Genomic DNA, 21543 nt, shown 5'->3' with positions numbered 1-21543 from the left:
TATACTGGGATACGGGCAAAGGAAAGAACGCTTTGTCCGTACAACTCCATAAAAATGTGCAGAGTAGGTTTTGCGCGTCAAGTGTATAAGGATGGGATGTCGCCTTATAACGAAAAGGCCTTTGGCCTTGCGGTTCAAAACTGCGTCCGCTGCTCACAAAAGAATCCGCCGGTTGTGCGTCGTGCGGGCAATATCTTTCTTTTGTAGAGGCGTGCCATTTTTTTACGAAAGGAAGGTATTTTTTATGTCCAGAATTTCATCAAAAACAATGCGTATTGTCTATTACGCCGTGCTGATTGCGATTGCAATCATCCTTGGCATCTTCTCGCCCTATCTGGGCCCGCAGATCAAGCTTTCCCTTGCGCCCATTGCCGTGATGTTCGCCGGCGCGATTTTGGGGCCGGTCGCCGGAGGTGTTATCGGCTTTTTATCAAACTTTATATCATTTTTTGTAAACCCCTTTAATCCGGGCGGCGCGTTTAATCCGGGCCTCGCCCTTACAATGGCTCTTTACGGCATTGCAGCGGGATTGCTTTTTTACAAAAAGGAAAAAATTTCCTTTCCCAAGGTTTTTATCTCGATTTTAGTGATCCAAACCGTTTTTTCGGCGCTTCTCAACACATTCTGGCTGTCGCTGTTTTTGGGCGCGCCGTATCTGGAGCTGATGGTATCGCGCCTGCCCACAACATACATTACCTGCGTTGTTTATATCTGTGTCATGTATGTTCTGCTGCGTAACAAGGATAAAATATACAGGCCGCTTATAACGGCTTAGGCTTAACATGAACGAGAAAAGGCCGCACATCCGCGGCCTCTTTTTTTGCCCAGAAACGAGAAAAACCGATTCTTACGAATCGGTCTTCCAAAAAATAATAAAAGGGTGGGGATTGACATATCTTAAATCGCTTTAAGATATGCTTTTATTCTATAACAGTTTCTGTTATTTGGCAAGTGATATTTTATGAATAAATTATGAAATTATTCACATTCCTTTTTTATTGTTTCCCCTTCCGCTTTGTTAAGCCGCCTTTGCACATAAGTTGGTAATGCAAAGCACCCTTTGTGAAGCTTTGTATTGTAGTAATCTGTTTCGATCCCAAGGGCGTTCCATGCTTCTTCATCAAAAACAAGCGGATCTTTTTTCTTGGACGCAAACCCAAACAGCCAGTGCCCGGACGCATAGGTCGGCATATGGAACTGATATACCCTGCACACAGGGAATACCGCGGCAAGCTTTTTGTGCGCGCGCTCCATTTCCAGCGCGTCTCCCTCATAATAAGGGCTTTCGTGCTGGTTGATCATCACGCCGTCCTCCGTAAGCAGGCGAAAGCAGTCCTCATAGAACTGCATGGAGAAAAGCCCCTCTCCCACGCCGACAGGATCTGTGGAATCTACCAAAACCAGATCATATTGCTCCTTCGCATCCCGCACAAACGCAATCCCGTCGCAAAAATGCAGCGTTACCCGCCCGTCGTCGAGTTTTCCCGCCGTCTGTGGCAGATACTCCCTGCAAAGGGAAACCACCTTTTCGTCAATTTCCACCATATCGATCTTTTCAATCGTCTTGTAACGCGTCAGCTCGCGCACAGCGCCGCCGTCGCCGCCGCCGATCACAAGCACTCGCTTCACGTCCGGCTTCACAGCCATGGGCACGTGCACCAGCATTTCGTGGTAAATAAATTCGTCCCGCTGTGTCATCATGATAAACCCGTCCAGCGTAAAAAACCTTCCAAATTCATAAGAATCGTAAAAATCAATTTTCTGGAACTTGCTCTTTGTGTCGATCAAGTGTTCCCTGATTTTGATTCCAAATTTTGCGCTATCCGTAAAATATTCGTAAAACCAGTTATCCTTCGAAATTTTTGCCATAAAAAATCTCCTGCATTTCGCGCTCCAGGTTCCGCTCGATCCTGCTGCGCGTCTTCTCCTTTAAATCAACTGCATCCAGATTGAACAGGTAATTGTCCAGATCATATTCCCTGAGCATCATACTCGTATGGAAAATACGTTCCTCATATAAATTCACATCGTAGGTATCGTATTTTTTCAAAATATCATGCGGGATAAAATCCTGGATGGACATAATATCGTGGTCCATAAAAATCTTCCCGCCGCTTTCGCTGCGCGTAAAGCCGCGCACACGGTAATCCATTGTTATGATATCCGAATCAAAGCTCTTGATCAGCTTTTCCAGCGTGTTGAGCGGCGATATCTCCCCGCAGGTAGAAACGTCGATGTCCGCACGGAAAGTGCACACGCCGTTGTGCGGATGGCTTTCCGGATAGGTATGCACGGTTAGATGGCTTTTATCGAGATGCCCAACGAGGCTCGCGGGAATTTCTTCCTCCGCAATGAGCATCGTGACCGACGCTCCCTGCGGCTCATAATCCTGCTGGGCAATGTTCAGCACATGCGCGCCAATCCGCTTTGCGACGTCTTTTAAAATCGCAGTCAGCCGCTGCGCATTATAGTATTCGTCGATATATTCTATGTAGCTTTGCCTGTCCTTTACTGTGTTTGCATAACAGATATCGTATAAATTAAAACTCAACGTTTTTGTCAGGTTGTTGAATCCATAGAGCTTGAGCTTTTGCAACGCCATTCCTCCCATGCGCCTGTGATTTACCTATTATATCACTATTATTCATGAAATTAAAACACCTATCTGCTTGTTTGCCACAAACAAAATTTTGCCCCATAAAAAACGCAGCGGATTTTTCACGCTGCGTCTTGTATATTGTGCGCCTGTTTCTTTTTGTGTCCCCGCCATGCTTCCGGCAAACTCTCAGAATGGGTTTTCCGTTTTATAAAGCATTCCGGCAGGATGGTTAAACGCAATATCCTCCACGCCGAGGTAATTCATGACCGTATACAATGCTTTACCCACATGCCCAAACGCAACGGCGCCATGGTGCGGATAGTGTTTTTCGATCAGTACGTGCCTGTAAAAACGCCCCATCTGCGGAATTGCAAATATACCAATTCCTCCAAAGGAACGCGTCGCCACCGGCAGGACCTCTCCCTGCGCGATATATGCCTGCATCCTGGTGTCCGCATTGGAATGGATACGGAAAAATGTGATTTCGCCGGGGGCAATGTCCCCTTCAAGCGTTCCCCGCGTTACATCCGGCTCGCCGCCGTCCTCGAGCAGCCTGTTCTGGATCAGCTGGTATTTCACCGCTCCTTCCGAAAGCTTGCAGAAAGGCGTATTCCCGCAATGGAAGCCCATAAAGGTATCCCTTATGGTATAATCATACTTTCCTTTGATATCCTGTTCAAAAAGGTCTTCCGGCACAGAATTGTTGATATCCAGAAGCGTAACCGCATCCTGCGTAACGCACGCGCCGATGTATTCGGAAAGCGCGCCATAAATATCCACCTCACACGCCACAGGAATCCCCCTTGACGCCAGCCTGCTGTTGACATAGCATGGCTCGAAGCCAAATTCCGTCGGGAACGCTGGCCAGCATTTGTTTGCAAAGGCCACATATTCGCAGGCGCCTTTATGGTCGTTCATCCAGTCCAGAAGCGTCAGCTCAAACTGTGCCATGCGCGGCAATAAATCCGGGTAATGGTTGCCATCGGCTCCCAGTTCCCGCGCCATGTCCTCAACGATGCCGTTGATCCGGTCGTCGCCCTCGTGCTTGCGGTAGGAAACAAGCAAATCCAGCTCTGAGTTCTCTTCGATTTCTATCCCCATATCGTATAACCCTTTGATGGGCGCGTTGCACGAAAAAAAGTCCTGCGGCCTCGGCCCAAAGGTTATGATTTTAAGGGAGGAAATCCCAATAATCGCCCTTGCGGCAGGTATAAAATCCGCGACCATACGCGCGACATCTGCCGCCGTACCCACAGGGTATTCCGGAATCACTGCCCTCAGGTTGCGAAGGCCCAGGTTATAAGAGCAGTTCAGCATCCCGCAGTATGCGTCTCCCCTGCCCTGGATTAAGTCCCCTTCTTCCGCTGCAGCCGCATACATCACAGGCCCTTTAAAATTCTTTGCGATCAATGTTTCCGGCGTTTCCGGCCCGAAATTCCCAAGGAACACCACGAGCGCGTTACAGCCCGCAGCCTTTACCTCATCGACGGCTTTGAGCATATCGGTTTCATTTTCCACCGTTGTCTTCGCTTCAAAAACATCAATGCCCTGCTCTTTCCTGCACGCCTCCACCACGGCGCTTCTTCTCCTTTCGGACAGCGATATGACAAAGCAATCCCTGCTTACCGCAATCACGCCGAGTTTTACCTCCGGTATATTTTTCATCATTTCATTACCCTCCTTGCCTATTGTCAATTTTAATGATTTAAAGTCAATCCCCTGTTCCTTCCATGTCCGCCAGCGCCCTGAACTGCTCCTTCAGGCCTGGATATATTTCCCTGTATATGCGGTAATATTTTTCATATTCAGCACTGTTTTCCGCAACCGGCTTTTGCATTGTGCCAGTACGGATAACCGCTTCGCAGCCCTGCTGCACGCTCCCATAAACGCCCGCTCCCACTCCCGCAAGAATCGCAGCGCCCAGCGCGGGGCCTTCCTGCGTTTTGAGCGTCGTTACATTACAGCCGCAAACATCCGCGATCATCTGCCTCCACAACGGGCTTTTTCCCCCGCCGCCGGTTGCCAGCATTTCTGAAAACGGAACGCCCATCCCGCATAAAATGTTATAACATTCCTTCTGCGAAAATGTAACGCCTTCCATCACAGCGCGCAGCAAATTATATTTCGTATGCCGGGCAGACAGCCCCAAAAATACACCCCGTGCATTTTCATCCAGGATCGGCGACCGTTCCCCCATCAGGTAGGGCGCAAAAATTAATTTATCTGCTCCAATCGGCACTCTGGCAATCTGTTCATTGAGCAGCAGATACGAATCCACGCCCATGCCTTCCGCCGCCTCCATTTCCGCTTTACAGAAATGGTCGCGGTACCATTTTAAGGAGAGGCCTGCTGCGAGCGTACAGCTCATTACTGTCCACGCGCCCGGCACCGCAGCGCAAAAGGTATGCACCCGTCCCTCAGGATCGATTGCCACGCGCTCAGAATGTGCGAATATTACGCCGGAGGTGCCGATCGTTATAAACGCCTTTCCCTGCTTTACAACGCCCGTGCCGACGGCCGCCGCCGCATTATCTCCTGCGCCGCCCACAACAGGCGTGCCGGGTTGCAATCCGGTCAGTTTCGCCGCCTCCCCGGTGATAGCCCCTGTGACTTCACAGGACTCATACAGCCTGCCCAGCATCGATTGGTCAATTTCCAGCTTGTTTAAAATCTCATCCGACCACGTGCGCGCCGGGATATCCATCAGGTTCATACCGGACGCGTCGCTTACCTCCGTTGCAAACTCACCCGTCAGCATATAACGGATGTAATCCTTTGGCAAAAGGATATGCGCGCAGCGTTCATAGTTTTGCGGCTCGTTGTTGCGTACCCATAAAATCTTTCCTGCCGTAAAACCCGTAAGGGCGGGATTGGCCGATAGCTCTACCAGCCGTTCCTTGCCTATCGTTTTTGTGATATAGGCGCATTCGTCGCCCGTCCTTCCGTCGCACCAGATGATGGAATTGCGAATTACTTCGCCATCCTTTGTAAGCATAACGAGCCCGTGCATCTGTCCGGAAAGCCCGACTCCCTTTATTTCAGCCGCCTGCACGCCGGATTTTCTGATCACGTCCGGGACGGTTTTACATACGGCGTTCCACCAGTCGTGCGGATCCTGCTCTGCCCAGCCGTTTTTGGGCTGGTAGAGCGGGTATTCCATCGTTGCGCTTGCCCTTGCTTCGCCCGTTTCGTCAAACAGGACCGTTTTTGTCCCGGACGTCCCTACGTCTATTCCAATCAAGTAACTCATTAGTACCTCCCCGGCGCCGGTTTTCCTGCGCCACCTTCCGAATCATTTCATATCATAATCAGCATATGCTGTGCCCGCCAAAAAAACGAAAGGCGCGGCTAACCTCCATAACAATATGCTGTTCATTTTGCTCGTCTACCCGCATAGAGCATGTCCGGTATTTCTCCCTGTAATCGGCAGGAGAGCAACCAAACCCCTTCTCAAACGTCTTATTGAGATATTTGTAGTCGGAAAAACCGCATTCCATGCAAATATCAATATGGCTGAGATCGGTATGCAGCAAGAGGTATTCCGCTTTTTCTACACGCATCCGGTTCAGGTAATTCTGGAAGGATATCCCAAGGTGCGCTTTGATAAAATGCGAAAGATAGCACATATCCAGCTTTTCCTTTTCTGCAATTTCCTTTAGCGTGATGGGATACATATAATTTTCCCTTACAAATTCGATCACGCGCCGCAGCCTTTCCATGTTGCGGTTTTCAGCAGCAGCTGTTTTTTCGTCCAGAATCGTATACTGGTCATTTTGCAGCATACAGAACAACATGTGATTGAGGATGGACATCATTTCGATTGCAAAACCGTCGTGTTTTTGGGAATAGCAGGAAACGATTTCGCGCATGCAACGGTACAGCATTTCCCAGTACTGCCCGTCGGAATCCTTTTTGATATGGTTTTGGGAAAACCGCACCCGTGGTATTTTTGGATAATATTCCTTGCAAAGGTTTGGATCAAACTGGATCACCATCAATAAATTATCCTCATGCGTACGCCTCAGGCTGTGGATTGCATTTTTGTTGCTCAGGAAAATATCATTCTTTTTCAGGATGTACCTTTGTTTTCCATCATCCATGCTGACGCTTCCGTCAAGCACCAGCAGCAATTCCATATCATTGTGAAAATGCAATTCGCGCCAGTTGATCGCCACCACAAATGTTTTGAGGCCCGTTCCCGCAATATGTTTGATAAATTCGTATTCCATGACCTTCTCCCAAACACGCCTTTTCCATATCCATGAGAAAATACTCCGCAAACCTGCCCTTGAATGCCGTAATCTGGATCTCTCCTTACCGGCACGCGTATTCTGATTCTTCCCTGAGATGGGTGTGCAGTAAGCGGTATTGTTCAAATTTCTCGCGATAAAACTCCCGGTTTCCTTTATTTGGTTCAAGCACTTCTTTCACACGCGACATATTTTGAGCCGCTTCCTCCACGCTTGCGTATACGCCTGTGGCAACCGCACATAAGGCCGCGCATCCGAGCGCGCCCGCCTCGCCGCAATCGAGTGTTGAAACAGGTATTTGCATCACATCCGCCTTCACCTGGAGCCACGGCCTGCTCCTGCTGCCGCCGCCCACGCACATCAGGCTTTGCGCCGCAACGCCCTGTCTGGTGATTGTTTCAAGATTCAGGCACTGATCCAGCGCCAAACCCTCGAGCATCGCACGGTATAAATCAAAACGCGTGGTTTCCAGCCCTATCCCCGCTATTCCAAGCCTCGCAAGATAATCCAGATACGGCGTTCCGCTCCCCGCCAGATACGGCTGTATCATGATTTTTGTAGGCTGCGGTGGAAAATGTTCTTCAAACAGCGCATACGGCGCGCCGTGTTGCTGCGTCTCCGCGGCGGCAAATGTTTTAAAAAACCATTCGATCAGAAGACCGCTTGACGGGTTATAAGCAAGCGTGCAGTATTTTCCTTTCTCCCACACCGGCTCCGAACACAATCCCTGCCGCGCGGTCACCTTCACCGGAAACATACCGCTGAATACAGGCGTCATACATTCTGAAGTCCCCATCGAACACGCGACGCTTCCTTCCCTTAGTCCCGCTCCAATGGCGGACGCGGGCTGATCGTGTATTCCTGCGACAATCTTCATAGACGCCGGCGCGCCAAGCTCTTGCGCAATTTCTTTTTTTATCGTCCCGATGACCGTACCCGCAGCTACCGTTTGGGAAAACAACGCCTTTTCTATCCCAAATTGATTCATCATGATGCTGCTCCAGCAACAATTTTTTGCATCCAGGAGCATGGAGCGCGAAGCAACCGAATAATCGACCGCCCGTTCCCCGCTCAGCAGATACCCCACATAATCCTCAATAAACAGCACCTTCTTCGCCCTGTTATAAAGCTTCGGCCTGCACTCCTTTAAATAAAGCAGCTTGGATACGCTGTATGTGGGGGAAAACGGCAACCCGCAAACACAGGCGACTTCTTCCTACGACGTTTTTTCCGCTTCACGCAAAAATTCCTTTTCTCCCCTGCGGTCGGTGTAAATCATAATGTCGTGCAATACCCCGTCGTGCTCGTCAAGAAGCACAAACGCTTCTCCAAAAGACGCTACTGCAATCGCCGCAATGTCACCGTTTGTCTGCGCGCATACGCAGGCAAGCGCTTCTTTTGTCTTTTCCCACAAACGGCGTGCATCAAGCCCTCTTTTTCCATCCGGATCAATCTGCGTTTCATAAGCGCGGTACGCATTCGCTATGCCGGCTCCCTTCTCGTCAAAAACGACAGCCTTCACGCCGCTCGTACCAACGTCCAGCCCACAAACATTCATTTTCTGTCCTCCCGCTCGCAATAATGCGCAAAAGAGAGCCGCTGGCGGTTCTCTTTTGCGCATTGGATTATGATTGGTGCATCAGGTATGCTTTTCTTTCAGGAGACCTTTTTCCGCGCGAATCTCCGCCATGCGCTTTGTATATGGTGGATTATAAGTAGAACATCCCACGTTTTCCTGACGAATCAAAAACTCGATACAATTATCGCAGGCCGTGCACCATTTGATCTCGTCTTCACGGCCTTCCGCCATTTTCTTTGCCACATACGGATCTGCAAACGACTGGCGTCCAAGGCATACCATGTCCACAACGCCCTGCGCAATGTTCTTGTTTCCCCAATACCGCACGCTGTTCTTTTCCGGCGCAACCGCCTGGAAATTCGTCCCTTTTCCATTCCTGAAAATACTGTACGCAGAACCGATGACCACTGTCTCAGGTTTCAGGTTATCGCGGCATACCTTCTGGAAATATTGGTGCAGGTAGCCATAATCCGGCAGCTTCTTGTCCGGCTGCGAAAGCGCAAGCGTATGGGAGGGCGATCCCGCCGACTGAATAACATAACTCGCCCCACGCTCCTCGAGTCCTTTTAAAAGGTCAATCGATTCCGTAAGGTCCATAAGCGCCGTATCCGGTCCCGCAGTGCCCTGTCCTCCCGGAAAGCCCTCATAAATAGAAACCTTTGAGCCTACGATAAAATTCGGATCATTGATTTCCTTTATGACACGCTCGGTAAGGTCAAATGCGTATTGCCTGCGGTTTTCCCAGGCCCCGCCATACTTCCAGTTATGTTTATTAAACGGCCTTAAAATCTGCGAACCCAGATATCCGTGACAGAATTTCATGTCAATCCCGTCTGCGCCCGCGTCATGGGCAATTTTTGCTGCAAGCACAAGCTCGTCCATGATCCGTTCCACTTCATCCTCGCCAATCAGGCGCGCGTCCTCATATCCATAAAGCGGTTCTTTTGTAACGCGAATCCTTTTTGACAGGGTTGGATGGCTGATCTCGCCCGAATGGGTAAGCTGGAACACAAAGACCGTATCCTTGTTGATTTCCTTCATATGCCTGACAAACTCTGTAAGCGCCTTTTGGTTATGCGGCAAAATACTCAACTGGTTTTTTCTCGAAATGTTATCGTATTGCGCGGTAATCGCTTCAAGGTCTATAAACCCGGAGCCCCCGTCGAACAGCTTTTCATAGCGTTCATACGTTCTTGCCGATGGATTTCCGTTTTCGTCCGCGTCGCAGCATTCCATCGCATTGATGGCAATCCGGTTGGGCGCAGTCTTGTTTCCGATTTTTACAGGGGTAAATAACAGTTCCTCATTCATCATTTTTCTCCTTTTTTGATGAGCGCTGCCGTATCCTATAATATAATAGGTAGTTTTTTATTTGATCATATATTTTTCCGGTTTGATTGATGCCTTTCCCTTTGTTTCGGGACGGGCTTTCGATCAGTCAAACAGTACAACGCCCTTGATCTTTGGTTCCGTTGATTCTTTCATGAATACGATTCCCTTTTCCGCGTCTTCAAGCGTGAAACGTTGGGTAATGATCGGCTTCAGGTTTACCTGTCCCGAAGCGATGACCTCAAATACCTCATTCCACACAAGAGGCGCAAGCCATGAAAATTTCAGCGTGCGTTCCGACTGGATTGCTTCAAGAACAGGCACCTGCAGCTTATCCTCCGGGCCCGGGAGTCCAAAAAATACGATCGTCGAGCATCCGCCTGTCACGCGAAGCGCATCCTGTAAGGCCTCCATGTTGCTTGTCGCAACAATCGCGCGGGGCGCTTTGTCGCCGCCGTTGATTTCCATAATTCGCGCCGCAACGTCTGCGGCATAGTATTTGGAGCTGCTGTCCGAATTATTGACAACGTGTGTCGCTCCGCATTCAAGCGCTTTGTTCAGGCCGTAATCCTTTCTTGCGACAACGACCACTTTACCGGCGCCTGCCGCCTTTGCGAGCTGTGTCTGCATGAGCCCGATTCCGCCCGTTCCATATACCACAACCGTCTGTCCAAGCCTGATATCGAGCAGTTCTATACTGTGCGTCGCGCACGCAAGCGGCTCTGCAAGCGCGGCGTCTTCGAAGCTCACCTCGTCCGGTATGTGATAAACGTGCGTATATTTCACCTTTACATATTCCGCAAAACAACCGTTCGCCGAAACGCCAATGACCTCAGAATGGCTGCATATATTGAATTCCCCACGCATGCAGGCCGGGCATGCGTTACATTGCTGTACCGGGTTCACCGCGACGCGGTCTCCTTCCCGGAACAGCCCTAGCTTTTGCGCGATGCCGCCCACCTTTGCCACAACGCCGGAAGCCTCGTGCCCCAAATACAACGGCCCTTTTCCATCCGGCGTATCAAGCGGGCTATGCCCGTAATAATACGAAATATCCGATCCGCAAATACCTACCGCTTTTACCTTGATCAATACCTCATTGTCCGCGATCTGTGGAACGTCATGTTCCTCCAGCTTCATCACCATCGGTTCGTAAAAATTCTGAACTTTCATTTTCATGATTCTTTTTCCTCCGTTTTCCGCAACGCATTGCATAGCGCCCGGAAAAAGGGATCTCTCCCCATCCTTTTACCAATTTTGCGCCTGGTTGATTGGCATATCACTTTTTCCCGTTCATCTGCGGCATCCCGCAATCAGGCCCAAAATGTTTGAGAATAACAAGCGGCTCCACAGGCGACGTGTTCCTGATCACAACGCCTTCCTTTGCACGGGCGTGCGATACGAAAAATTCGTCCGCCGTTAATTGTCCGTAACGGATGAGCGTTGGGGATTCGACAACAAATTTTCCAAATTCACCGCGCCCCTGTACGGCAAGGCATCCGTATGCCGCCGCGTCTTTGATCGTAACCTGCGCGCCCGGTTCTATCGTAAGCTCCTTTGCCCCGATAAAGTCGTTGCCATAGCAAATCCAGTTCTGCACATATCCCTCGCCTGCGTGGTCCGGTACCGGAGGCCGGAAATATTTTTCACGGTAATTGGGGATCGTATTCATCTCCCAGTCGGCTGCGTCCATGATAACGTCAAGATCACGCTCGCTTCCTGCCGGCACATAACCGCACAAGCTGCTATAGTCAAATACTTCGCCTTCCACAATATTTTCCCACATTGCCATAACATCGCTGTTCCATTGCGGTTCATAGGTGCACAGCGATCCCGGCGCGTGAACAATACCTGCCGGTGTAAACCAGCCTGTTCCAAGCTCTACCCGGAACGCACGCGAAAGCTCCAGTATCCGCCCATCCGCTGTTTCGAATTTAGAAAGCCGCTCTTTGACTTCCTCCTTTGTGACAGAGGGATCAAAGCCAAAATAGCTGACCGGACGAATGCCCAGATGATTGTTGTATTGCTTGGGGAAAAAATAATGCTCATGCTTTGGCTTGACGCCAACCTTTGCGCAGGCTTCTTCCTTATGATGCACATGATGGAAAAGCGGCTCGTTGTAGTCATAAAATTTTGAGTACATGGGCCACGTGCCATATTCGTCCATCAGCTTACCGCCAATCAATCCGGCTCCGAGTTCATCTACAAAATCCTTAAAAAGCATCAGATGGCCGGTATTCCCGTCCGTATTGACAAAGCTCATCCCCTCAAATTCGCCCGCGCCGTCCGTTTCCACCTTTGTAACAGACGAAAACCAGCGTTCTACAATCGCGCCGCGCTTTAATCCCATTGCATAATAATCGTCAGGATGCAAACGGATGCGTTTGCCCGGCCTGTTAAACGGGCGCGGCACCCAGTTTGGGGCCATTGATAATATGCCCTCTCCGCTTTCCAGTATTTCTTTGATTTTTTTTGTCTCCATGTTGATTTCCCTTCAGCCGCAATACTCTTGGTTCAATTTATCTACAAACGCCTTGCAATCCGCCGTAACATTCCACGCATCCGGCCATTCGCACAGGTCTATCGCCCACCATTCGCCCTTGTAATCCGCTTTGTCAAGCAGCACCGGGATAATCTCGTCGAAATCAATGGCTCCCAGGCCAAACGGCGCGTGCGTGCTTGTTTCCGCTTCATTCAGCGTACCGTCCGAGTCGATCAGATGCACAAGCCCTATCTTTCCTTTGAGCATCTCTGCAAATTCCGCAAGCCCTCCCGTGAGCTTATTTGGTTCAATGTGGCGCGCGCCCACAACAGCCGACATATAGCCGTGGCAGGTGTCGAACAAAATACTGAAATTAGGTTCGTTTACCGCCTCATATGTTTCCAGAATATATTTGGGTTCGTTGATCAGAAAGCCCGGTTCAAATTCCCATACCACCTGCAGGCCGTATTTTTGTGCAATTTTGGATATACGTTTGAAATTATCCACAATTTTTTTACGGGCAAGCGCATAGCTCATCCCCTCCGGAAGGACGGGCGGCGTGCCGGAATCCACACGGATGATCTGAAAACCCATCTGCGAGGCAAATTCTGCATTTTTCTCAAACAGCTTCACCCATTCGTCGCTTTGCTGCAGCGCGTCAATACTCCACAGGTCGCAGGCAAAATCAGCAACCTCCAGATTATATTTTTTCAAAAGCCGTTTCAATTCCTCCCTTTTTTCAGGAGTGTCGTAAAGCTCAGGATTGGCATGCGGCCGAAAGCCGCCCATGCTGATTCCGTCAAATCCCAGCTCGTTCAGTTTGTCGCACAGCTGCGGCAGTAAAACCGGATCTTTTTCAAACGCTCCGAATACATACGCCCAGCTCCCTATCGATACTTTTTTCATATTTTCCACCCTTTCTTGTCAATACTTTTCATGTAAAGTTCATATTTTCATTGATTTTGATCACTGCTTTTGTAATGTAATCATCCACATGCCCCTTCGCGCCGTCCACAAAATAATCAAACAGCTTCTTCACAGATTGGTAGCCCTGTTCCTTCGGTTCCTGGCAGATCACATAATCGATGATCCCCCGCTCGACATAATCCCTCACATATTGATTGGTATCAAAGCAAATGACGCGAATTTCTTTCCCTTGCGTACGCTCTTCAATCGCGCGGCATACGCCCTGCACGCCCGCGGCGGTGATATATACCCAGTCTACGTCCGGATGGCTTTCCAGCATTTTCTTTGCCTTGAAATAGGCAATTTCATTGTCATCCTGCGTCTCGAAAAGATCTTCCAGATGATATTGTACGTTTCGTTCGCGGAACACCTCGTTAAAGCCTTGAATGCGCTCATTATGCCCTTTTACGTTCAGGGAACCCGTCGCGATTAAAACATTCTCTTTTTTGCGCGACCTGCATAAAAGCATAAGCCCTGCCGCAGTCCTTCCGGACACAATATAGTCGCTGCCCACATAGCACAGTCGCTTCGTATTGCTCAGGTCATTGTTGATTGCGACAACAGGCGTTCCTTTTTTCACGATTTTGTTGACGCATTTCCTGATTTCAGGAAGGTCGATACTCGATATACATAATGCGCTTGGGTTTTCCTCCATCATGGCATTGATCGCGCCGATGTGGTCCTTAACGTCAAAGCCGCGCACTTCTTTGATTGTAATGTTAACGCCAAAATCCTTCATTTCCCGTTCGGCGGTATGTATCCCTGTTTTGACGTCTTCAAAAAACAGGTTGCCGATACTCGGGAGCACATATCCTATTGTAAGGGGCTGCTTTCGTCCCGCCAGGATTTTTCCCGCCCGGTTTGGAAAGTAGCCCATTTTGTCAGCCGTTTTCCGGATATGCTTTTCCACATCCGGCTTTACACCGCCGCGATTATGCAAAACACGGTCTACAGTCCCGCGGGACACGCCCGCGGCAGCGGCGACTTGTTTGATCGTAACTGCCATTCTTCCTATCCACGTTTCTCCAGCCGCCTGAAACAGGCGTTCTTCCAGAGTGCTCTTTCCTTATTTTTGAACTGCTTATTCTGCGAATACCTTCCTTAAAAAAGGCAGCCCGTTTTCCGCAATCGCTTCCGGTGATTTTGCAAACGGCCTCCACACAGACGCGGCTTTTGCAATCTCCTTACAATCCGGCGTAAAGGATTCAATGACGCAATAATCGTCATAACCCGCGTCCCTGATTGCCGCGGCAATCGCCTTCCAGTCAAAGTTGTCCTGTCCGGGAGTCCCCCTGTTGTTCGCGCAGGTATGCAAATCCATAATCAATCCCCTTGCCGAACGGATCGCTCCCGGAATATCGGCTTCCTCCACATTCATATGAAACGTATCGAGCAGGAACCCCACATTGGAATAACCGATCCTTGCAATCAGCTCCAGTCCTTGCTCCACCGTATTGATAAAATCTGTTTCAAAACGGTTGAGCGGCTCGATCGCCAGTTTAATTCCCTTGTCCTGCGCGTATTCTGCAGCAATTTTAAGATTTTCCACAGCCCGATCCCACTGCTGCTTTTTTTCATCCTCAGAAATCTGCCGTGCCTTGCCCACCGCGGAATACAGCGGCCCGGCAATCACTTTGCAATCGATTTTTACAGCAAAATCCGTCATATCTTTAATATACTGCAACCCGGTTTGACGGTATTGCGGATTTTCTGACGATACGTCCCTTGTTTCGCCAAAAGCGCCGCAAATGGTAGGCGTCTGAATCCCTGTTTCCTTTTTTGCGGCATTAACCGCATCAACGTCAATCGTCGAAAAGTCCTCCACCGCGATTTCATAAATATCGCAGCCATATTTTTTTGCCTTGGCAAACTGGCCTGCCGGATCGCTGAACGGCGATTGCCATGCCAGTGAGTTAATTCCAAATTTCATTGCATTGTCCTCCTGAGTGTTCTTTACTTTTCCATCTTAACCCATACGCTGCCCGCTTCAGAGCTGTCCACGCATTTATTTGAAAATTCTACGCCCTCGATCCCCATATCGATTGTCGGATATCCGTAATCCGCTTCATTCACATCCCTGCCCGCAAGCTTGTCCTTTAAAGCGGCGCAAAAATCCTTGTAGATATTTGCAAACGCTTCCGTCAATCCTTCGGGATGCCCGCATGGAACGCGCACATATTTTGCAGCCTCCTCCTCGAGGTATCCGCAGCCGCGGCTGTATATTTTCGGCGGTTCGTGGCGCATGGAAACGCGCAAATAGTTGTTTTCCTCCTGCACGAATTCTATGGTTCCCTTCTCACCGAAAATACGGATTTTGAGCGCATTGTCGAACCCGATCGCTACCTGTGACGTCCAGTACATTCCTGTAGCGCCGCCTTTGAATTTCACCATGACTTCCACATTGTTATCAAGAACCCCGCCTTTGCCAAACACGTCGAGGTTGCAGCAAAGCCTGTCAATTTTTAATCCCGTGGCATAGTTCACCCAGTTTTCAATGTGCGTGCCAAGGTCTGCCACGCACGCGCCGCGTCCTGATAGCTTTGGATCTGCACGCCACGGCCTGTTATCTTCTGTAATTGTTTCCAGCGAATCCAAAAGCCAATCCTGCGGATATTCCGCCATAACCATGCGGATATCGCCAATCTGCCCTTTCCCGATCATAGCACGTGCCTGCCGTGCCATGACGTGCCCGGTATAGGTATATGTGACGCAGAAAAGGCAGCCGTTTTCCCGTGCCGTCTTTTTCAGGTCCTCGCCCTCTTCTACGGTAAAGCACAGCGGTTTTTCGCACACAACGTTAATCCCCTGCTCCAAAAAAAGTTTTGCGGCGGGATAATGAAACCGGTTGGGCGTTACGATATCTACCCAGTCGATCTTATCTTCGCGTTTTCCTTCCGCCTCCGCCATTTCCTCAAAGGTCGAATAGTTGCGTTCCGGATCGATGCAAAGCTCGCGTCCAGCCTGCTCGCGTTCTTCTTCAATATAGGAGAAACATCCCGCGACAAGCTGCGCTTCGTCATTCAGCCGTATAGCCGCACGGTGAACTCCTCCAATAAACGCGCCGGGGCCGCCGCCAATCATGCCATATCTCAATTTACGTTCCATTTTATATCCTCCTTGAATCCGCATTTTAGTGTGAAACCATGTTTCAGTCGTTTGCGATTGCCTTGTCGAACGCCACATCCGATGCTGCAAAATCAACTTTCCGTACAAAGTCGCACGCCTCTGTCGCGCCAAAAATCCGTTCCATTCCACTGTCTTCCCATTCTACAGACAGCGGCCCTTCATAGCCATATTGGTTTAACTCACGAATGATTTCTTCAAAATCCACATCGCCGTGTCCCAGTGAGCGGAAATTCCATCCGCGGCGCGTATCGCCAAAGGTAATAAAGGAGCCAAGTATACCTGCGCGGCCGTCAAGCGTAACCGCGGCGTCTTTCATATGCACGTGGTATACGGAGTCGATAAAATCCCTCAGGAAAATAGTCGGATTTACGCCCTGCCACAAAAGGTGCGACGGATCGAAATTGAATCCAAGCGTCTCCCTGTAATCAAATTCTTCCAGAAGGCGGTCCGCGGTATAATAGTCAAATGCAATTTCTGTTGGATGCACCTCAAGCGCAAACCTTACGCCGTATTTGTCGAACTCGTCAAAAATCGGCGTCCACAGGTCGACGATCTCGCGGAACCCCTGGTCTACCATTTCCTCCGTCGTCTGAGGGAAGGAGTACCAATAGGCCCAGATTGGCGAACCCATAAAGCCCGTTACAACGTCCACGCCCATGTTTTTGGCTGCCTGCGGTACATATTTCATGGTCTTGACCGCCCAGTTGCGAATTTCTTCCGGCTTTCCCGCAAGCTCTGCCGGAGCGAAGTTATCCAGGCGCGGATCCCACCTGTCGCCTACGCACTGCCCAACGATATGCGCTGCCAGCGCCCACGTTTTGAGCCCATATCGATCCATCGTCGCTTTCAGCGAATTGCAATATTCCATATCCTTCGCCGCGCGCTCCGGATCGATATGAGAGCAGCACATAATCTCCAGCCCGTCATATCCCATTTCCTTTGCTGTTTTGCACAGCGTTTCAAAGTCCATGTCGCCCCATTGCGCCGTCATGAGTGTTACCGGTCTTGCCATAATCATTACTCCCTTCGCTATTGGTCCTTTTATTTGATTTTTTCTATATCAACTTGAAATGATTTCAGATTTGTTTCGTCATAATTGCAGTTTATCAAATGATTGCCATTTGCCAAAAACTGCCGTTCCCCGGAAGAATCTATCTTTTCTCCCCGAGCTAATTTTTCCTTGTGCAGCGTACATGGTCGTATCTGCGTCATGTGCCAGGTCCCATTTATTCGCTTAAAGTATTTTTGTGCCCTTGTTTTTTTGCACTGCCCTCCCGCCCGCCGAAGCGGACGGGAGATAGCGCAAAGGTTCTATTTCCGTATGACCGGTTTGTTTATTTTCCGTCAAGTCCTTCCACTTCAACAACAGATGCGTCGTCGATGCTGATGGTGTATTTGTCCCTGTCAGCCATATATGTGTCAAGCGCGTAAGGAATGAGCGTCATATCCGTCATCGTTTCCTTATTGAACGGCTTCAACACTGAATTTACATAAGGTTTCTTCAACGTTCCGTCAAAATACTGCTGGATCATCTGGAAGAGAATGTCTGCTTCAAGCGTAGGCGTCTGGTTAACGTCCATCGTCATTTCACCGTCTTCAACCCATTTCCAGGATTTCTCTTTACCGTTTGAAGAACCGAGCCAGTAGTCTGCCGGGTTAAGGCCAGCTTCTTTGATTGCCTGGATTGCGCCGTCCATCATTTCATCGTTCTGCACGTAAGCGCCGTCAAAGCCATCCTTACCAAGGGAGGTGATTGCATCCTGCATTGCCTTTTTCGCCGGATCAGCAAACCACTCGCCGGAAGCCTTTGCAACCAGTTCAAGGTCAGCGCCGCCCTTGCCGTCAATGTTCGGAGCGCCGTCTACCCACAGGTCGCCAACGTCCTTGCCTGCGTCAACATAAGCTTTGATAAAGCCTTCTGTCTGCGCGGAAGCCGTACCCTGGCCCAGCTTGCCTTCGATCATGATTACCTTTTTCACGCCTTTTTCGAGAGCGTCTTTGCCGCCCATAACGCCTGCTTCAACAAAATCATAGCCGACGAACCCTGCAAGCTCCTGTCCGGATTTTACAGTAGGCATGTGCGTTGCCGCAAAGTAAGGAATGCCTGCGGCATTTGCTTTATCGATACATTCGGAAGTCGCTTCCGGAGAGTTCTGAACCACTACGATCGCGTCAACGCCCGTCGTGATAAAGTCCTCAACCGCTGCAATCTGCTCGGGAGCCGTGCCCTGGCCTGTCTTGTCGATTACTTCCCAGCCAACCTCGTTTGCCAGTGCGATAAACACATCGGAACCAGCTTTGTAATAGTCGTCCGGGCCGTCTTTGTAGTAGCCGATTGTAAGCTTTTTACCTGCCTGGGCGGTATTGCTCGCTTCGCTTGAAGCCGAAGCCGCAGCTGAAGATTCCGCCGGGGCCGAGGACTCAGCCGGAGCCGAAGATTCCGCCGGAGCCGACGCGCAGCCTGCAAATACAGTTGCGAGCATCAGCACGCATACTACTACTGCAATTAGTTTTTTCATTTTTCTTATTTCCTCCTAGTATTTTTATTTTGTTGGGGTATCCCCAATAAAAACAAATTCAGTTGCTTTCTTTCGTTCTCGCAGCCTGCTGCTTTTTCAGCTTGCGCTCCGCGAGGATAGCAGAGATTGCACCGGCAGACACCGCGACGATGATAATAATTCCCTTTACAACATATTGCCACTCTGCCTGGATACGAAGGATATTCATTGCGTTTCCAATGGTCGCCAGAAGGATCGCGCCAATAAACGCTCCCCACACATTGCCCTTGCCTCCGGCCATTGCCGTTCCGCCAATGACCGCGCCTGCGATTGCATCCAGCTCCAGTCCCTGGCCCAGCGTGATAATACCAACGTTGACACGCGCCAGCAGCAGAACGCTTGCAAAGCCGACCAAAAGGCCGTTGATCATGAAGGAGAATAATCTGATATTCGCGACGTTAATTCCCGCGAGATATGCCGCATCCTGGTTGGAACCCACGGCATACATCCTGCGTCCGAATTTTGTGTATTTCATGATCAGCCAGATTATGACCGCGATCGCGACAAAAAACACAACGTAGATCGGAAGCGATACGCTCAGGCCGCCAATCTGCCAATCAGGCAGAAGGTTCGTTTTGAAAAACGCAAGCTCATCGTTCAAAAGCCTTACTTCCCGCGAGTTGCAGATCAGGAGCGCTATGCCCTGAAACATCAGCTGCCCGCCCAGCGTGATAATAAAGGATTCCACCTTTAGCCTTGAAATAATAAAACCAAGAAGTGCGCTGCACCCAACGGACAGGAGCAGGGCCAGTATAATTGCCACGGGCGTTGCAATTCCCCAGTCGGAGATACAAAGCGCCGTAAAAATCGCAATCAGCGATACCTGCATACCAACCGAAAGGTCGATTGCGCCGGTAACCATGATCATCATCATACCAATCGTCAAAATTCCGACGCAGGCCACCTGCATCATGATATTAAAAAGATTGCTCGGACTAATGAAATTCGGAAAGCCGACGGCTCCCCTCGCTGCATTCATGCACAGCTGCAAAATTGTAATCGCCGCCAAAAATCCCAAAAAGATGAATAGAATCGTCATATTTTCATTCTTTTTCAGTATGGATGTCTTTTTTCCTGCCGTGTTTTTGTTCATATACCCGCCCCTCCAATTGAATACTTCAGTATGTTTTCTTCTGTCAGTTCGTCTTTTGTCAGTTCGCCGACCACCCTGCCCTTGCACATAACGAGCACGCGGTCGCTCATAGAGATCACCTCCGGCATATCGGACGATACCATGATGATCGCCTTCCCCGCTTTGAGCAGGTTAACCATGATCTGGTAAATTTCCTGTTTTGCGCCGATGTCAATACCGCGCGTCGGTTCGTCGAAAATATAAATATCGCCGTCGGTCACAAACCATTTTGCAAGAACCACCTTTTGTTGATTCCCGCCCGACAGATTCATGGCCAGGACATGTGAATCATTTGCCTTTGTTCCTACTTTTTTGATGTACTCGTCCCCGATTTCAAAGACCTCTTTTGGCTTGATAATCGCTTTTTTCATCTTCACAAGATCGGCGCTGATCGTATTTTCCGCGATGGTTTGCTTTAAAAACAAACCTGTGTGCTGCCTGTCCTCAGTGATATAGCACATACCGTTTTCTATCGCGTCCGTCGGAGTTTTCAGCTCCACCTTTTTGCCCTTGATATAAGTCTCTCCCGTAAATTTTTCAGAGACTCCAAACAGAATATCCATAAGCTCCGACCTGCCGGAGCCGACCATGCCTGCAAAGCCGACGATTTCCCCGCGGCGCACCTTGAAGGATGCTGCCGACACGCCTTTTCCGCTGATGTCCTTCGCTTCAAAAACGACCTCGCCGGGCGCGACTGATTCACGGTTGTAGAATGCAGAAGCATCCCTGCCCACCATGTCCTTGATCAATCTGGATTCATCGATATCCTTGTTTTCATAATTACTGATCCAATTTCCGTCGCGAATGACCGTGATGCGGTCTGCAATCTTAAATACCTCTTCAAGATGATGCGAAATGTAGATAATCCCAATCCCGCTTTTTTTGATTTCCTCTATGACGTTGAGCAGGTAATCGATCTCCGACAGGGAAAATGAAGCCGTAGGTTCATCGAGGATGATGATTTTTGCCTCGGTAATCAATGCCTTTGCGATTTCCACCATCTTCTGTTCGCCGCTCGTAAGGTTGCCAACAATCGCGTCCGGATCGATATTACTGTTCAGGTACTCCAAAACTTCCTTTGTGCGTTTACGCATCTGCGCATGCTGCATTACGCCGTTTTTCGTGATTTCCATACCGGTAAACAGGTTTTCAGTTACGTTGAGCGTTCCAAATACCGAGTGCTCCTGGTAAATTGTCTGTATTCCAAGCTCCATCGCGTATTTTGGATTTAGCTGAACCCGTTCCCCCTCAAAATAAATTTCCCCGCCTTCATCCGGCTGGTACGCACCCGATATGATCTTAATCAGAGTTGATTTTCCGGCGCCGTTTTCACCGCAGATGCAGTGCACTTCGCCTTTTTTGAGATCAAAATTGATGTTTGAAAGTGCGCGTACGCCGGGAAATTCTTTGTTAATGTTGACCATTTCCAGCAACGTTTCTCCCATAAGTTCCCCTCCTGCATTTTGTAAAATCAGATTTTTTTGCACAATAAGTTACACTTTAACGCGCGGGAAAAAAACAT

The 21543-nt window shown here is 49.5% G+C and carries 18 protein-coding genes, 1 pseudogene and 1 riboswitch; of the genes and pseudogenes, 1 reads left to right on the top strand and 18 read right to left on the bottom strand.

Translation table 11 applies throughout. The features are described from left to right. The first annotated feature begins 57 nt into the window (after nt 1-57). A riboswitch (THF riboswitch) is annotated at nt 58-154 on the top strand. A 90-nt stretch (nt 155-244) separates the two neighbouring features. After that, entirely contained in the window at nt 245-775 is a 531-nt protein-coding gene (locus ACS5WU_RS05110; protein ID WP_302760170.1) for a folate family ECF transporter S component, read from the top strand. A 203-nt stretch (nt 776-978) separates the two neighbouring features. Here the strand turns inward: ACS5WU_RS05110 and speE are convergent, their stop codons facing one another. The 18 genes and pseudogenes from speE to ACS5WU_RS05020 all read right to left on the bottom strand — a co-directional run bounded on the left by speE (nt 979) and on the right by ACS5WU_RS05020 (nt 21466). Further along, nucleotides 979-1869, bottom strand: a complete 891-nt coding sequence (gene speE, locus ACS5WU_RS05105; protein ID WP_302760169.1) for a polyamine aminopropyltransferase — start codon at nt 1867-1869, stop codon at nt 979-981. Continuing rightward, nucleotides 1847-2602 carry an adenosylmethionine decarboxylase gene (gene speD / locus ACS5WU_RS05100; protein WP_046444895.1) on the bottom strand — a complete coding sequence of 252 codons (756 nt, stop codon included), beginning with the start codon at nt 2600-2602 and terminating at the stop codon, nt 1847-1849. Before speD ends, speE begins: the two co-directional genes overlap by 23 nt. A gap of 183 nt (nt 2603-2785) precedes the next feature. Further along, nucleotides 2786-4267, bottom strand: coding sequence for an L-fucose/L-arabinose isomerase family protein (locus ACS5WU_RS05095; RefSeq protein WP_330697070.1), 1482 nt, complete (start codon nt 4265-4267; stop codon nt 2786-2788). A gap of 43 nt (nt 4268-4310) precedes the next feature. Continuing rightward, on the bottom strand, nt 4311-5849 hold the full coding sequence (gene xylB, locus ACS5WU_RS05090) for a xylulokinase (RefSeq protein ID WP_320607216.1): 1539 nt from the start codon (nt 5847-5849) through the stop codon (nt 4311-4313). A 58-nt stretch (nt 5850-5907) separates the two neighbouring features. After that, nucleotides 5908-6828, bottom strand: coding sequence for an AraC family transcriptional regulator (locus ACS5WU_RS05085; RefSeq protein WP_302761932.1), 921 nt, complete (start codon nt 6826-6828; stop codon nt 5908-5910). Nucleotides 6829-6913: 85 nt separating this feature from the next. Then, nucleotides 6914-7645 carry an FGGY-family carbohydrate kinase gene (locus ACS5WU_RS05080; RefSeq protein WP_465089002.1) on the bottom strand — a complete coding sequence of 244 codons (732 nt, stop codon included), beginning with the start codon at nt 7643-7645 and terminating at the stop codon, nt 6914-6916. A 45-nt stretch (nt 7646-7690) separates the two neighbouring features. Next, nucleotides 7691-8407 (bottom strand): annotated as a pseudogene (locus tag ACS5WU_RS05075) (FGGY-family carbohydrate kinase); the annotation flags it as partial. A gap of 81 nt (nt 8408-8488) precedes the next feature. Further along, nucleotides 8489-9739 (bottom strand): oxidoreductase, encoded by a 1251-nt coding sequence (locus ACS5WU_RS05070; RefSeq protein ID WP_302761928.1) that lies wholly within the window; start codon nt 9737-9739, stop codon nt 8489-8491. A 123-nt stretch (nt 9740-9862) separates the two neighbouring features. Further along, nucleotides 9863-10936: a zinc-dependent alcohol dehydrogenase gene (locus tag ACS5WU_RS05065; RefSeq protein ID WP_302761926.1), complete on the bottom strand. Its 1074-nt coding sequence runs from the start codon at nt 10934-10936 to the stop codon at nt 9863-9865. A 100-nt stretch (nt 10937-11036) separates the two neighbouring features. Then, complete coding sequence (locus tag ACS5WU_RS05060; RefSeq protein WP_320607219.1) at nt 11037-12239, bottom strand: hypothetical protein; 1203 nt, start codon at nt 12237-12239, stop codon at nt 11037-11039. A gap of 12 nt (nt 12240-12251) precedes the next feature. Continuing rightward, nucleotides 12252-13145: a sugar phosphate isomerase/epimerase family protein gene (locus ACS5WU_RS05055; protein ID WP_302762193.1), complete on the bottom strand. Its 894-nt coding sequence runs from the start codon at nt 13143-13145 to the stop codon at nt 12252-12254. Between the two features lie 28 nt (nt 13146-13173). Then, on the bottom strand, nt 13174-14211 hold the full coding sequence (locus ACS5WU_RS05050; protein WP_046444887.1) for a LacI family DNA-binding transcriptional regulator: 1038 nt from the start codon (nt 14209-14211) through the stop codon (nt 13174-13176). A 75-nt stretch (nt 14212-14286) separates the two neighbouring features. Then, nucleotides 14287-15135: a sugar phosphate isomerase/epimerase family protein gene (locus tag ACS5WU_RS05045; RefSeq protein ID WP_302762192.1), complete on the bottom strand. Its 849-nt coding sequence runs from the start codon at nt 15133-15135 to the stop codon at nt 14287-14289. A gap of 23 nt (nt 15136-15158) precedes the next feature. Further along, the gene (locus ACS5WU_RS05040) at nt 15159-16310 is read right to left on the bottom strand and encodes a Gfo/Idh/MocA family protein (protein WP_197408944.1); all 1152 of its coding nucleotides are present in this window, start codon (nt 16308-16310) and stop codon (nt 15159-15161) included. Between the two features lie 43 nt (nt 16311-16353). Further along, complete coding sequence (locus tag ACS5WU_RS05035) at nt 16354-17343, bottom strand: sugar phosphate isomerase/epimerase family protein (RefSeq protein ID WP_302761975.1); 990 nt, start codon at nt 17341-17343, stop codon at nt 16354-16356. A gap of 322 nt (nt 17344-17665) precedes the next feature. Beyond that, complete coding sequence (locus ACS5WU_RS05030; protein ID WP_046444883.1) at nt 17666-18850, bottom strand: sugar ABC transporter substrate-binding protein; 1185 nt, start codon at nt 18848-18850, stop codon at nt 17666-17668. Nucleotides 18851-18908: 58 nt separating this feature from the next. Beyond that, on the bottom strand, nt 18909-19982 hold the full coding sequence (locus ACS5WU_RS05025) for an ABC transporter permease (protein WP_052740643.1): 1074 nt from the start codon (nt 19980-19982) through the stop codon (nt 18909-18911). Continuing rightward, nucleotides 19979-21466 (bottom strand): sugar ABC transporter ATP-binding protein, encoded by a 1488-nt coding sequence (locus ACS5WU_RS05020; RefSeq protein WP_059109653.1) that lies wholly within the window; start codon nt 21464-21466, stop codon nt 19979-19981. Before ACS5WU_RS05020 ends, ACS5WU_RS05025 begins: the two co-directional genes overlap by 4 nt. Nucleotides 21467-21543 lie beyond the last annotated feature (77 nt).

Source organism: Christensenella sp. KGMB01412 (assembly GCF_055522415.1).
This window is presented reverse-complemented; position numbering and strand designations above follow the sequence as displayed.

Excerpts from the sequence above, each read along its gene's own strand:
- ACS5WU_RS05110 (WP_302760170.1), top strand. The coding sequence starts at position 245 with ATGTCCAGAATTTCATCAAAAACAATGCGTATTGTCTATTACGCCGTG.
- speE (WP_302760169.1), bottom strand. The coding sequence starts at position 1,869 with ATGGCAAAAATTTCGAAGGATAACTGGTTTTACGAATATTTTACGGAT.
- speD (WP_046444895.1), bottom strand. The coding sequence starts at position 2,602 with ATGGCGTTGCAAAAGCTCAAGCTCTATGGATTCAACAACCTGACAAAA.
- ACS5WU_RS05095 (WP_330697070.1), bottom strand. The coding sequence starts at position 4,267 with ATGATGAAAAATATACCGGAGGTAAAACTCGGCGTGATTGCGGTAAGC.
- xylB (WP_320607216.1), bottom strand. The coding sequence starts at position 5,849 with ATGAGTTACTTGATTGGAATAGACGTAGGGACGTCCGGGACAAAAACG.
- ACS5WU_RS05085 (WP_302761932.1), bottom strand. The coding sequence starts at position 6,828 with ATGGAATACGAATTTATCAAACATATTGCGGGAACGGGCCTCAAAACA.
- ACS5WU_RS05080 (WP_465089002.1), bottom strand. The coding sequence starts at position 7,645 with ATGGGGACTTCAGAATGTATGACGCCTGTATTCAGCGGTATGTTTCCG.
- ACS5WU_RS05070 (WP_302761928.1), bottom strand. The coding sequence starts at position 9,739 with ATGAATGAGGAACTGTTATTTACCCCTGTAAAAATCGGAAACAAGACT.
- ACS5WU_RS05065 (WP_302761926.1), bottom strand. The coding sequence starts at position 10,936 with ATGAAAATGAAAGTTCAGAATTTTTACGAACCGATGGTGATGAAGCTG.
- ACS5WU_RS05060 (WP_320607219.1), bottom strand. The coding sequence starts at position 12,239 with ATGGAGACAAAAAAAATCAAAGAAATACTGGAAAGCGGAGAGGGCATA.
- ACS5WU_RS05055 (WP_302762193.1), bottom strand. The coding sequence starts at position 13,145 with ATGAAAAAAGTATCGATAGGGAGCTGGGCGTATGTATTCGGAGCGTTT.
- ACS5WU_RS05050 (WP_046444887.1), bottom strand. The coding sequence starts at position 14,211 with ATGGCAGTTACGATCAAACAAGTCGCCGCTGCCGCGGGCGTGTCCCGC.
- ACS5WU_RS05045 (WP_302762192.1), bottom strand. The coding sequence starts at position 15,135 with ATGAAATTTGGAATTAACTCACTGGCATGGCAATCGCCGTTCAGCGAT.
- ACS5WU_RS05040 (WP_197408944.1), bottom strand. The coding sequence starts at position 16,310 with ATGGAACGTAAATTGAGATATGGCATGATTGGCGGCGGCCCCGGCGCG.
- ACS5WU_RS05035 (WP_302761975.1), bottom strand. The coding sequence starts at position 17,343 with ATGGCAAGACCGGTAACACTCATGACGGCGCAATGGGGCGACATGGAC.
- ACS5WU_RS05030 (WP_046444883.1), bottom strand. The coding sequence starts at position 18,850 with ATGAAAAAACTAATTGCAGTAGTAGTATGCGTGCTGATGCTCGCAACT.
- ACS5WU_RS05025 (WP_052740643.1), bottom strand. The coding sequence starts at position 19,982 with ATGAACAAAAACACGGCAGGAAAAAAGACATCCATACTGAAAAAGAAT.
- ACS5WU_RS05020 (WP_059109653.1), bottom strand. The coding sequence starts at position 21,466 with ATGGGAGAAACGTTGCTGGAAATGGTCAACATTAACAAAGAATTTCCC.